The organism is Actinomycetota bacterium, from assembly GCA_035765775.1.
Classification (GTDB): Bacteria; Actinomycetota; CADDZG01; order JAHWKV01; family JAOPZY01; genus DASTWV01.
Map to the genome: position 1 here is coordinate 15,702 of DASTWV010000001.1, position 13,263 is coordinate 28,964.

Consider the following 13,263-nt stretch of genomic DNA (forward strand, 5'->3'; position numbering starts at 1 on the left):
ATAATGCCATGGAGGTTCCCTTCGCTCGCCGATAGGGGTGGCGCCGCTCGAATCAGTACTTCTTCCGCAAGCTCCTGCTCACCAGTGATGGCGTCGCTGACGCCGTGATGGCCGAGCCCAACGCCACCTTGGCAGCGAGAGTTCATCGCAAAAATGCGAGCTAACACCCAAAACCCTGGCACCGAAGAAGGCGACGGGGGTGACGGAGGTCTTGTCTAGGGTCGGTTCGAAAGAGCAACATCTGGTGCCCCTTATAGACTGCCTTTCGAGCCCTCAAGTCGGCGAAGTTGTGCAAGAGTTGCTGAACGGCACCACAACTTAGAGATTGGGGAGCCGCTCGGTCCCGGATTCACACCCAGCACCTCCTCCCCTTTGTTCGCCATGCCCCGCAGTATCGGTCCGTTGCGCCTCCGGCGATACTGCGGGGCATGCTCCACGCTCCTACCTCGGTTCCCCCTTCTCCCTGCGCACACCTTTGAATGGGTTCCCGCCATCCTTCACGTCCATGAATTGCCGGTCTGCGCGTCTCGCTTCACCCACTGGCCGGTTTGAGGGTTGTACACTTGGCTGCGGTCCCGGACCTCACCGTGCCGGTAGCCTTCGCCGGTGTTCTTCGCCATTGCCTTCGTCTCCCATCCGCTAGCGCGCCTAGCACTCGTCCAGGTTATCCAGGTTGTCCTTCTTGGTGCTGTCAGGGTTGGTCTTGATGTAGGGCGTGGCCAAGCACCGAGCGTGGGGGCAATACGTCATGGTTTTGATCACTGCCTCGTAGCCGTCGGCCTGCGTCTTCCAGGTATTACCAGCATTGATGCTGTTCACAACCTCCTTCCGCGTGTAGTGGGTGCCGTCGCTGGTGCACACCCCTTCGATGTGCCGGTGGCGGTCAGTGCCCGACAGGGCCCACTCCTTCCTCACCTTCGTCACCACGTGCGTCGCCATACCTTGCTCCCTTCCGGCGGTCGGCCGCCGCTTTTGACCTGCCGGCCTGCTTGCCGGACAGGATGCTCTAGGTTCAGACTATTCTGAGAGACAAGTTCTGTCAAGAGATGAAGACGACAAGATTTTCTGATAGAAAATATCCGTGAGTCATTCAGAGCCCACACTGGGGCAGCGCCTTCGAGCCCGGCGTATCGACCTCGGACTCACCCTCGCCGAGGTGGCAAAGGCGGCAGAACTGTCGATGCCTTACATCTCTAATCTGGAGCGAGGACGAGGAAACCCCACCTTTGACGCTCTGCTGGCTATCGCCAAGGCCCTAGAGATGCCTCTCGGGCAGCTGATTGGGACGACTGAGGGTGAGCCATCGGAAGTGCCCCTCGACGTCGTCTTGGCATCGGCTCCCAAGTCGTTGCTGACGTTCGCGACTTCCGCCCGATTTCAGGAAACGGCATCGAGGCTTGCCGCTGCCCAAGACCAGACCCCCGAGGCGATGCGTCGACGGTTGTTGGTGGCCATGGCCGCCGCTCCCCAGCGAAGCAAGGGAGAGTCGACGGAAGATGACTGGCGTCGGTTATTGGACACATTCTCTTTGATTCTCAACGGGTAGTCTTTGAACCTATGGGGCGGCTCGCGCGGCCAATCGGTTCGGTCGTCGATGATCTTCTGGCTCACGTGGGCGCGGACGCCCGCGCCGACCTAGTGGCGGAAGACCCAGTGGCGGCCCTGGAGATTTACTTCCAGCCTCTGGGCATCAAGGCCTTGTCGGATATCAACTACGGCGGCGACTGTTCGGTGGACGGCTACTACGAGAGCATGCTCGATGACGCCCGACCCTGGATTTTTTACTCCACAAACGCCTCCGATGGCCGGATTCGCTTTACGCTCCTACACGAGCTCGGACATCACCTGCTTCAGACCTCGGCCGCCGGGCTGCTGGACGACATCGATGTCATCGCCGGGGCTCGAGGAGGCGAGGCAGTGCGTATCGAGGAGACCATCTGTCACCAATTTGCCGGCCGACTCCTGGTGCCAGACGAATTACTAGAGGAGGTCGTGGGCCAAGGCCCGCTGCTTCCCGAGCACATCATTGAAATGCGCACGCGCTCGCACGCCTCTTGGGAGGCCTTGGTAGTCCGGGCGGCGGATCGCCTCGCTCGATCGGGGGCGGTAGTTCTGCTGCGGGAGCCGGGGACGGTCGGATTCGCCTCGGCTCGCGGTCTCGATGTGCTCGTATGGCCGCGAGGAAGTGGGCTTGACCCCCAGGGGCCGCTGTCGAGGGCCTTCGGTAGACCGCAGCGAGCGGTTCCCGACGTCTACGGGTTTGGCCTGCCCTTCTCGTGTCAGCTCTTTTGCGACACGGCCTACTCGGAGGAGGGGATCGCGGTGGGTGTGCTTTCACGCAAGCCAAGCAATGGCGGGTTATCGATTCTCCAGGAGCTGCCGAAACCATGGGAGCAGCAGAATCAGGCGTGCCACTGGTGCAACGGAGAGCGAACCGAGGGTTGGTGTGAGAATTGTTCTGGCCCGTACTGTGAGACTTGCGGTAACTGCGGCTGCTCTACGCTCACGACCTTGTCCAAGGTTTGCCCAGTTTGCCACATGCAGACGCCCTTCCGAGTCGGCGCGACGTGCTGCCGTGATTGTGAGTGACCCCACGAGGCCGTGGTGGCCTCGGGCAGGAACCGACCCCAGCCCTCAAGGCCAGTGGCTGGACCACCGCCAGGGACCGCTCGAGCGGGGACCTTCTATGGCCGCGGACAGCAGATGTCGTAATCAGGCTGAACGCATTCGCAAGGACGACTTTAGGGGAGGCCAGGCCAAGTGACCACACCCGCCAACGGCTAACAAGGAAGCCGTTGGCGGGTGTGGTCGTACTCACTATTTCAACTGGCTATCTGCTATCAAGGCCGGCGAATCCGACCCGAAGTAGCTACATCGTCCAGATGAAGCTCAGTTGGTTGTAGCCCCAACCTGGGCTGAGATAGGTAGGGGTCCCGGCATCGTGGATAACGTTCCACGTCATCGAATAGGCGTTATCAGGCTTGTTATAAATCGCCTGCACATCCTGGAAGGAGTTCACACTACCATTAATAGTTGCACTGTCTTGGGCCAGAAATCTTGGCGGACTGCCATAGGGCCACTCCTGCATTTGTTGCGTGGCGCCAGCACCGAGATTGCTCCCTGGCTGGCTGATCCAGTAAGTGACCCCCGTGAGACCTACGTTGTTGGGCAAGTCAGCCCAAGTATTTGCTCCAACCGGTCCAGGGCATGGCCAAACAGACTGAGGGGGACTCTGAACACAGTTCCTACCAAAGGAAGCTGTATTAAGCCGGTTCACCCGGTTATTGTTCACACCGTAGCCCGCAGTCCAAGCGGCGGCCATGTCATAGTCCTGCGTGATGCAGTATGCCGGAATCGTCGTCGAACCGTTAAGGGTCAACGACGTTGTCACGATGATGTCACCGTACGTGGGTCCGAAGTCGTAGGTGACCGTGTATTGCATGTGATCGCCGCCGCCCACATTGTCGGTGTTGTTTGTCGAGTTGTACATGTTCCCTTGGTACTGGTACCGTACCCCTCCACTGAAGAAGGGAGAGGCACCTCCATCGATAGTTGTTGCCGGAGTCGGCTGACCTGCGGACGTCCAGACGCCTGGGCCCCCCGTATCTGCGCAGCCTGGATTTTCGTTCAAAAAGATCTGGTAACCGGTGCCCGCATTGTAGTAGTAAGGGAGGAGCTCATTCCAGGCACCGTCCGTTCGGAAGTTGAGGTTGCCGCCGGACCCTGTTAGGTGCCAGATCCCTCGGAGCATGCCACCGGCCCATTGGTCCCCGGGCAGAGACGTTGTGTTGTGAGTGTTGTCGATCCAGGCGATGTAGTCCTGAGTGACGATTACGCGGTCTCCTTGCTGCATCAAGCCCGAACAGCCGATCCCGCAACTCGCAGTTACGCCGTCGGCAACAGCGACCAATCCGTTCACTTGCTGATTAGAAGCTCCGGAGATGTTGTCTACGACGATGCTCTTTCCGTTGATAGTCATCCAGCTCTGAGCTGCCGGGAAATGAAAGGCCACGGGAGTTTTGGCTTCAGCCGGAAGAGCCAAGACCAAACTTGCCAGGACTGCGAATATGGCGAAAGCTGAAAGCGAGTGGTGCTGGCCTCGCCCAACCACCTTTTTCATAAGGGGTGCGCCTCCTTTGGGCGCTGGCGCCAGTTAGCATGGGGCCCAGCGCCCAAGTAAGGGGCCAAACGGATCGCGAGCAAAACCCTTTCCGTCTGGCGCCGGTCTGAACATGGACGACGTCCCCCCGGATGCGCCTAGTTCTCCCTGTTACTCTCCTTTCTCCCCTGTTGCTCAGCAAAGATGAAGCAGGAACAGTATCCGGCAGGAGCGTTTACACGCCCTTGCCGATTTCTGCTTACACTCCAATATGGACGGGTCTACATGCCATGCTCTATACCACTAGAGTGGGCCCTCGACCCCAGGCTCGCAATAGTCGGCGGCGCCCTACTTTTGCGTAGTCCCGGTTGGTCTCCGTGATCCTTCGATGACTCGTCGCTTAACGATGGAGCACCAAAACGCGGCGCTGGTCACCGGAGGAGTTCCTGCTCATGCTGATGGAGGCCCGGGGCCGGCGCTGGACTACCCCGCCTCCCTGGAGTGGATCCGGACCAATAGAGCCGAGGTGGCAGCGCCGGAAATGTCCCCAGGCACGGAGCATGTCCTCATCGCCGTCGGGCACTTGGCGGTGGCAGCGGGCCACCGCATCCGCTACGTCAATGCCGCCGAGCTACTGCCCTCGTGCAACTTCGCGCACCCACCAGGCCTGGCTATGGCCTCGGATGGCTTAGGGCAAAGTGGTCTCGGGGGCCGTGTCAGACCCAGCCTTGGCCAGGCCTGGGCCCAGGTGTCGGCGCGACCCAGGGCAGCGCCATCCGGGACCTGGCTATGCCCCGGAACCCATCCGACGGGGTGTTGAGAGGTGCACGGCCTCCCCCTGCGTGGCAAATGCCCTCCGCACTGGCCGTGAGCCCTCGCAGTCCCAGCGCCTCTTGTGGCCTGATGCCCGATGACCCCTGGACTGATCGAACCCAATCCGCCCATGCGCTCCCGCCCCACGATTGGCACTTGCCTCCGAGCATGAGGGGGCTATCTTCGCAAAGCTGCCCACGTGGCTGGCAACCTACCCCGACTAGACCGCGTACCGTGAAGCGCCCATGGCGCGGGCTACGCGCCAGGCCGTGCGGACCGGACCCCGTGGTCTTGCCCGCCAAACCCTTGACGGAGGACAACAACTCCTTGGGCTTTCACGTCGATGGCTCAACGGGTCCTTGAGGCATACCAGGACTCGGCGGCGTGACTTTGCGGTCGGGCAGATAGATGTCGAATGGCCCGATGTTGAAGGTTTGGTCCGTGATCCCCAAGGTTGAAAGCTGACTCGCGAACTGATACTCAGGCAAACTATTCCTAAAAAAGATGTAGGCTGGATTGGGGCGGCTACGGACTTCTCCATCTATGCGAACATTCCGTATGGGCGAAATGGGTGAAGCCGTAACGGTCTCCTTGGATTCAAAGTCCAGACGGTAGGCGATCCAGTAGTCCGCGAAGGCGTGTGATATGCCGTGAGTCTTGAGGGCCGAATCGAGCGGCCCAAAGTCCTTGGGAAAGGGTAGTTGAGTAGGAATAACCACGAGACCACCTATAGTGAGAGCTACCACAATTGGAATGGCAATCAGTCCTAAGGACCACCGCGTTATAGCTCGCCCAACCAGTAGGGCCAGAACCGGTGACAGTAGCAACAGATATCGAGGCTCCGCTAAGTACCAGGAGTATGGCGATAGAGCAAATATGAAGGGGTAAGCCACCAGTATCGCGATAGGCAAGACCAGTCGCCTACGCCAATACCAGGCAATGGCCCCCAACGCAACTATGGCCACTACATAAGCAAGCTTCGCTGCCCAAGGGACAGCGATCCACTTCGAAGAAAGTGGAAGTCTCAGACCGAGGGCTCCTGGAAGTCCGGTCTTAAAAAACCCCGAGAGGTGATTGAGATAGCTGTTATGGGGTACCGGTTGGGGAGTCGCTCGGAGCGAGTTGAGGTGATTTTCTAGATTCCAAACTATCCAGGGGGCACCACCGAGAACCGCCCCCGGAACCAAAAGGGCCACTCTCTTGAGGTACCGTCGCTGCAACACGAGAAGCCAGACAAGGCTCGGTACAGCCACGAACAAAATCTCCGGCGTTGTCCACCAGCCGAGCCCGAGAACCAAACCGAGCCACAGCCAATCCGAAGTTGTTTGGTGATCTCTCAAGCGGATGACCAGCAGCATGACAAGCAACGCGAGGACCAACGCCACCCCATAAAAGCCTCGCGCCTTGATGCTCGACCAGACAAAAGAAGCCGGCCAGAGCCAAAAAATCATGCTGGCAGCCCGAGCGGGTATTTCGCCGATGGTTCGGCGGCCTACGCGCCAAACCAAAAAGCAGGCAACCCCGTCAAGCACACAGGGCACTAACTTTAGGATGAATGTGGAACTACCGAAGATCGAAAACAGAGCAGCGGTTATGAAGACTTCGAGCGTCCCTCCGTATTGCTGGCCCCAATAAAAGACTGGAAAGTGACCGTGAAGAATCTCTCGAGCCATCAAGCCGACGACGGCCTCGTCCGAGTCGAGGGCTCCCGAGTAATGAGTGGCGGTCGCTATGCGGAGAAGCAGACCCAGGCCGAGTGAGGCGACGAGAATGACCAAACCGCGACGTCCTGACCAGAAGTCGCCCACCCGGTCGCAGAGGTCGACCGGCCGATCCAACTCTGCCCCTCTTATCCTGGTCACCAGGCGAGGCTTATACCGCTTAACGAGTCCCCTCTTCAACAGGTAGCCCTTGCCGGGGAGGAGATTGATTCCCCAGCACCAGTCCGACCGATCCTCTCTGGCCCTAACTGCATATTCCAAGCCACACTCCCACTTCGAACGAATCAAACCAGCGACCTCGGGGGTCGAAGTACACCTCCACCGAGTGCTGGCGTGGAGATCCGACCAGGCCTTCGTTACGCCTTTAAGGCGAGCCCCTGCTGCAGGGACTTTAGATGGCACGCCCTGGCTATGGTCGGCACTCGGGTGCCGACGGCAAGGTTAAACCGACCCCAGTGCGCGAGCTGCCCTCCGCCTTGGCCAGATCCTTAGGGCAAAGACAGACTACGGCATTTCGAGAACTTGCCGAGCACCTGGCCTGCTCGGGTGCCGCCCGTTGCTCGTCCACGCCGGCAGGTCGGCCGATGTCGCCCTCCTCATGGGCGGAGATAGGAGCCTTGAGCGGCTGTGGAAGAGACGCCACAGCATCGGTGCTCAACTGCGTGCGGCAGGCGTCCAGGCCGCTATCGCCCCAGCCTTCTCGACCTGGCTGAACGATCCCCCCTTCGAAGGTCTTCACAATATGGCTCGCACCGCGGCTTTCGCCACCGAACTGGGCAGGCACCTGCCCACCACGCCCGCGGTGGTTTGGCGGGTGGTCGAAGACTTTGATCGTTGGGCGGACTGGCTAGCACTCAGCCCCCCGGCGACGGTGGCTGTCGATTTCAGCACGCTGAAGCGGGGTGCGGACTGGTCGTGGGGACGGGCTTGCCTCGAGGCGCTCGCGGACCGCCTGACTGACAGGGGAGTCGAGCCGAGGCTCCTGGTGGTGGGTCCCGGGACGACTCGTCGGCTCCGCGAACTGGCCAAGACCTGGCCCCACCCCCCTAACGCTGCTCAGCCGACGACTCTGGCATGAAAGCCGCGTCGGCCATGTATTCACAGCAGATGAGGGCTGGGGGCCAGATCCCATGCCGCGAGGGGTACTTGAGCGCCTGAACTCGAGTCGAGCGGCAATGGAGGCCGTCATCAGCGAGGCTCGAGGCATTGCTAAGGAAAGGGGAATCACGAAGCTGGACGCCCCGCAGCCGTTACAAGCCGGGGGTCCGATATGATCGAACACCTGTTTGTATGGGCTGTTGCCTCAGCCAACTTGGAACGCACAAAGCGCATACAACATCGGCCACCATTTGACACGTCGCGCGCCGGCCGACCGGAGGCCAGCTTGGACGCCGAGGACCGACTCGGAAGGCTTATCCTGGACATACGTCCAGTGGCTCCTACGACAGCCAGAATGATCCAGGGTATGGCAGACGTGCGCTGAGCCTGATCTAACTATCGCAATGAGGAGAGCCTAAACCATGCTAAAAGCGACGCTCACCTACGTAGAAAAGGGTAAGCCGCTGCAAACGGCTACCGCCATGGCCGAACTCGATGGCGAGGACGAAAGTTTTCTAGCCCGCCATGCCGACCACCTGCGCTCAGCAGCGCAGGATGAGAATAACCTCCTAAGTCGGTTCCAACCCGATTCAGCGATACCCGCGCTCCTCGAAGAGCTTCTAGCCGCCGAAGACACGCGCTTCATCGCCATTTGCGGTGCGCTAGCCGGGCGTTTGCAAGCTTCGATGGACCAGTCAACCAATCCGTACCCTGGAGTTCTAGCCATCGTCACCATGGGCGAGGGGGACAACGCCGAATCAGTTTCCATCTTGAAACTCGATGCGGTCACCGAAGCAGCACGCATGCGCATCGCGAGAGGACAGGTAAAGCTTAGTGTGTTTCGTGACCTTTTGCCAGCACCGGGTAACCTACAAAAAGGAATCTCTTGGCCAGACCCCCGCGCATCCGATGCCATCGTGATTGACCGTAATCCGAGCGCTGCCCGGTACTTCTTCAACCCTTACGATCTCCTCGTTTCTCGGTTACCCCGTGAAGCGGAGCGGGCCTTGGCTGCCGCCATTATCCGAGACGTACCGCGTCGCCAACGAGCGGCAGCTATGGAATTTTCCAGCTCCCTCAGTGGTCCCGCTCAAGAAGTTGCTACTCAAGTCGTCGCTCGCTACCCGAACGTCCGGATCGATGATCCGGCCCTCGGAGGGGGTACGGCACCAGGGGGAAACATTCGCCAGGGTAAGGTCGGAACCCATAAGGTTCGCTTTAGGGCAGACGATATTACTGTCACCCTGCCCACTTCACGGTTCGATCGTATTACCGGTCCAAGGCGTGTCGGCGACCATTGGGAGATAACTATCCGGTTCAATGATCAGCCCATCGAAGAGCCCGCCTAGGTCGGGTCTGGTTTCGGCCGTGTATAAGAACCTGCCCGCACTTCAAGCGGCCATCGAACTCTCTACTGAGGCTGCCGACACCATTTCGCAGCTGGAGCAATTCGGCTGCCCGGTCCGAGACGACTTAGCAGTTTGCCAAGTCACTATCCCCGAGGGCCAGTCCGCGGGAGTGCCTTTTCGTAACTTGGTTGAGAGTCTGTATTGCATAGCTGATCGATTTCTCCGCTATCGACGTGACGCCCTCTCGTTTGAGCTCAGTGCGCCGGCGGATGGCGAGCTGGCCTTCGTCGGACAGCCACTTGGCGATCCGGAAGCGACCTTTCAAGGTAACGAACTCAGAATGGCCCAACGCGCTTGGGAAGGAAATTTAGATGCGGCTCTATCCCTAGAAGGCACATGGGACGGCACACTCGCGGTCAACCTCGGCCTGCCTCTTCAGGAAATCGATCCCAGCTTCGCCTGGCGTTCCGCCAGAACGCTCAAGGTGGTAGTCGAGGCTTGGAAGACCTACCCATGGTGGCGGAGTCAAGAGATCATCAGTGATGAGGGGAAGCCACTTGTAATTGTGGTGCTAACAGCGGGCAATATTGAATTGTTCACCCCTGCGTTTGCGGTGCTGTCCGCAGACCGGATCAGCGGATTTGCCCCTCCGAGCGGGCCACTATCCTTGCGCCGCCAGCAGCTGGCGGCCAGCGCCGCGCCGCAGCTTCCGGCAAACCTACCGCTGCCGGAGGAGCTTATCCCGGTGAAAAGCGTTGGGGCGTCGGGTCTCCAGGAAATGCTTGTAGCCTGGGCGGAAGCTTGCGCCTGGACGTGGTTGAGCAACACTATGCGCCTCCCCACTAACGGCATGGAGTTTGCGGACTTGGAGTTCTTTGGCTATCAGCGGCGAGTCTTTCACCTCAATGCTAACGGATACAAAGCCGATGCCAGCAGCGCCACCAACCTATACACCTGGGCAACCGCAGAAATCGCGCCGGATCGCGTCCTGGCCGTTCGCCAAGTCGTTTCGTTGGCTGACGGGCCTCAACTACCCGCACGTCCAGGCGACGTGATCGCCGCCGCCGCACCTCTCTACCAAGCCCTCCGCGAAGGCGCCATGTCCGTAGTCCTTGAATCCCAACGGCAGGTTCGAACGATAGCCGTGGACGCCGCCCGCCAGAGCGCCGAGGCGGCGCTTGCGGCCGCTAAGTCCACGGCCGAACGGACCATCGCTTCATTGGGAGCTGTGGCGGGCATCGCCGTCGCACAGTCCACCACGAAACTCTCTGTCGGCGACGCGCGCTGGATCACTATCGGTATCTCGCTAATCTTTGTTTTTCTAGCTTTCTGGTCCATTGCCGTAGAAGGCCCGGCCATGAAGTCGCCGTTGGATAGCTTCAAGACCGATATTCCTGTGCTCGGTCGATTATTGCCAGAGGAAGATCGACGCGAAGTCCTGAACCTAGAGGCGCGGGTGCAAGCCTATAATGCCGTCTGTCGGGTCCGTGTGGCCGTGCCTTTTGTCTATTTTCTCGGGGCCCTAATCACATTAGCTGTGGCGCACCTCCGCTTTGCTCTTTGGTGAGAGGCGCAATTCCTCTACCTAGCTGATGAGGTCGAGCGCCAAATGTCGTTCTCGAATACCCGTATCTTCAATCGTGTGCAGGTGCGCATATTATTATTCCTACCTCCAATTTCCATCAACAAAAAAAGAGCTCACGTGTCGCGTCGGCACGATTGGCAAGAAGAGCTTCAGCTCGGCTGACGACCAAGCCGGCCCCGATTTCCTGGCCCCTACGCTGAGCTGCTTGAGCGTTTTTCAGATCTCCACCCAGCTCTGCGTCTACGAGGGCCGCTTCGAGCAGCGCCAGCGTCGCCATCAACGGATATGGAGATTGCGCCAGTGTTGCGCACACCTGTCGAGCCTCCGCCAGCCGGCGTTGGTGGATTCTAAGGAATTCAACTTCCTGAAGCCGAACGCACTCAAAGCTGAACCGATGACCCTGAGCGTAGAACATCTCGTGCCGAGGACGATCTGAAATGCGAGCCCAAAGACGAGTTCTCTGTTCCTCGAAGGCCGCGTCGTCCCCCGCCAAGCGAAGTGCGGCCAGTCGAGTGGTCTCGATGCTTACGACTCCATCAGTCAGTGCCTCCGATCGGAATCGAGCCTCGCCAACCTGCAAGACTCTCAAAGCCTCGTCGACTTTCCCCTCCCTGACCAGCAGTCCCGCACTAATGTAATCCGCCCACGCGACCCATCGGCTTGCCGCGATGGCCGCTACAGGGTTTAGTTCGTCGTCTAGCACTCGGTTGACGTCTTCGAGTCGTTCTGCCCAGAGGAGCGCCTGACACCATTGGTAGGCAGCGTGAGCGATCCGAACCGGGTGGCCTTCTTTGTGTGCTCTTCTTGTGGCATCCTCGGCGAGACTTGCGGCCTCTGGTAGCTTCCCCGCGAAGCGCAGGGAAGCAGAGCGGAGAATGAGCAGAGTCGAGACGGACTTATCATCCAGTTGAGTTGTTCCTCGTAGTACGGCTGCGTGGTCACCACTCTTGGCGAGGAAAGTCAAGCGTTTGCGCTCGGCGATTTCCCGTTTTTGGGCAAGCCCTCCGACAGTCGGCAATAGGCGAGGTAGCAGGAGTGCCCAAGCTACCGGTCGGCCACCATGATTTATCGTTAGCTGAACAACGGCTTTCGCAGCCAACCCGCGCCCAGGTCCTTTGGTTAGGAGATCAAGGTAGGTTCGACGGGCATCTCGAGTGGCACCGAGAATCTCTGCGACCTTGGCTCGGGTGAAGTCTGGAGAGTCGCTCTTGAGTTGTGGAAAGTCAAATTGTTCAGGTCTGTCGGCAAAGAGGTCGCCTATCAAATCGCTGGAAATGTTCACAAGACCTCGGTGTTGACACCAATGGAGAAAATCCCACGACCGATTCGGCTCTTGGCCGGGCGAAGGCGTCTCGGCGTGTTTCATAAACTCTAAGCGCCCTGTTGCGGATACTACTGGCATCATCCGCCTCAGCCGCTGCTGCTCTCGGCCGAACCAGTACACGACGCGCGCTTCGCTCAGAACATCATTCCAAAGCGGATGAAAGTCGACATCCCGGCCGCTATAGCCCACGAATAGCGCGGTGCGTCCCTTCACGTCGCTTCGGAGACGCTCATACCATGAGGGAGACAAGCCACGGAGCACCTGCTCTGAAGTCACGACCAGCTCTCCGCCGAGGGTTCCGTGCGGCTTAAGTAGCTGAGAGTCAGCCTTCGGCTCTTCGCCCCAGGCGGCAACCCTCAGCGCGTGGCCCGAGGCCTGCTCGATGTGTTGGTCGAAGTTCACTGTCCACACGGCAGCACCCTCAGCGGCCAGCTGCGCCAATGCATGGTGGGCTGCATTCGGTGTCCCTTGATCTAGGACCTCGTTGAGCCAAGGGACGACTTGGGCATCGCTGCGCTCGAGAGCCAGGAAAAAGGGCTCAGGTGCCAACCCACGCGCCACATCAACCGCCTGGGCCTCTGCCTCCGGTGTAGAAGGGACGTACCTGGGGAGATCCAGTTGCTTAAGGATGGCGTCACGCATCGGGTCAAACAGTGGCAACCAAGATCGTCCAGAGGCTGACGCGCCCGCCCCGGCGAAGACGAAAAGGTCCTTGGCTTTCATCGCTGGATTATTTCGCGGGACATCAAAAACGCATTTATTGTTCGGCGAGCTACTCGCATTGCCCCGAAACAGTTGCAACAGGCAGTAAACCCTACAGTCGTCATCGGACTGTTTGGAAGGAGCTCAGTTAATCTGACCTCGAACGCGGAATTTCGTTCATGACAAGCGACCGCACAACCCTCGGCCCCGTAGTAAGCGTAACGCCTCGGGCGCAGGGATGGCGGACACAGGGATGGAGGCTGACAACCATATGGGGGCCAATGGGAACGTCGAAGGTGCATGGGGACGCCGTCAGTGCTTTTGGTTCTGCGGGGGCAGGAGTGGACGCTCCTTGCGCCGCCGCACCAAGGTTGCGGGGTTGACGAGTCCAATCAAAGTGCGCCGGACCCAGCGCTTACAGGCATCCAGCTGTGTCAAGGGCCGTTGAGTTCTGCCCGGTGACGGCCACTACACCTGCCCAAGGATGGCCACGAAAACTTGCCCACTGGCGGCCGTGGGGAGTGCCGGTAGGTTTGGCTTCTCGGCCTCACCTCCCCCTGGTGGACGGATCG

General features: G+C 59.6%; 8 protein-coding genes. 4 read left to right on the top strand and 4 right to left on the bottom strand.

Annotated elements, in window-relative coordinates; translation table 11 throughout:
- Positions 1-648 precede the first annotated feature (648 nt).
- Positions 649-939 carry a DUF3892 domain-containing protein gene (locus VFW71_00080; protein HEU5001165.1) on the bottom strand — a complete coding sequence of 97 codons (291 nt, stop codon included), beginning with the start codon at positions 937-939 and terminating at the stop codon, positions 649-651.
- A 142-nt stretch (positions 940-1,081) separates the two neighbouring features.
- Here VFW71_00080 and VFW71_00085 point away from each other — a divergent pair, with 142 nt between their 5' ends.
- The gene (locus tag VFW71_00085) at positions 1,082-1,546 is read left to right on the top strand and encodes a helix-turn-helix transcriptional regulator (protein ID HEU5001166.1); all 465 of its coding nucleotides are present in this window, start codon (positions 1,082-1,084) and stop codon (positions 1,544-1,546) included.
- Positions 1,547-1,611: 65 nt separating this feature from the next.
- Positions 1,612-2,589: an ImmA/IrrE family metallo-endopeptidase gene (locus VFW71_00090; GenBank protein ID HEU5001167.1), complete on the top strand. Its 978-nt coding sequence runs from the start codon at positions 1,612-1,614 to the stop codon at positions 2,587-2,589.
- 280 nt (positions 2,590-2,869) lie between these two features.
- On the opposite strand, the gene VFW71_00095 is transcribed toward VFW71_00090, so the two are convergent.
- Positions 2,870-4,120 (bottom strand): hypothetical protein, encoded by a 1,251-nt coding sequence (locus tag VFW71_00095; GenBank protein HEU5001168.1) that lies wholly within the window; start codon positions 4,118-4,120, stop codon positions 2,870-2,872.
- Between the two features lie 1,127 nt (positions 4,121-5,247).
- Entirely contained in the window at positions 5,248-6,894 is a 1,647-nt protein-coding gene (locus tag VFW71_00100) for a glycosyltransferase family 39 protein (GenBank protein ID HEU5001169.1), read from the bottom strand.
- A 1,259-nt stretch (positions 6,895-8,153) separates the two neighbouring features.
- Here VFW71_00100 and VFW71_00105 point away from each other — a divergent pair.
- Positions 8,154-9,080: a nucleoid-associated protein gene (locus VFW71_00105; protein HEU5001170.1), complete on the top strand. Its 927-nt coding sequence runs from the start codon at positions 8,154-8,156 to the stop codon at positions 9,078-9,080.
- A 19-nt stretch (positions 9,081-9,099) separates the two neighbouring features.
- Positions 9,100-10,647: a hypothetical protein gene (locus VFW71_00110; protein ID HEU5001171.1), complete on the top strand. Its 1,548-nt coding sequence runs from the start codon at positions 9,100-9,102 to the stop codon at positions 10,645-10,647.
- 115 nt (positions 10,648-10,762) lie between these two features.
- Here the strand turns inward: VFW71_00110 and VFW71_00115 are convergent, their stop codons facing one another.
- On the bottom strand, positions 10,763-12,712 hold the full coding sequence (locus VFW71_00115) for an SIR2 family protein (GenBank protein HEU5001172.1): 1,950 nt from the start codon (positions 12,710-12,712) through the stop codon (positions 10,763-10,765).
- Between the last annotated feature and the right edge of the window lie 551 nt (positions 12,713-13,263).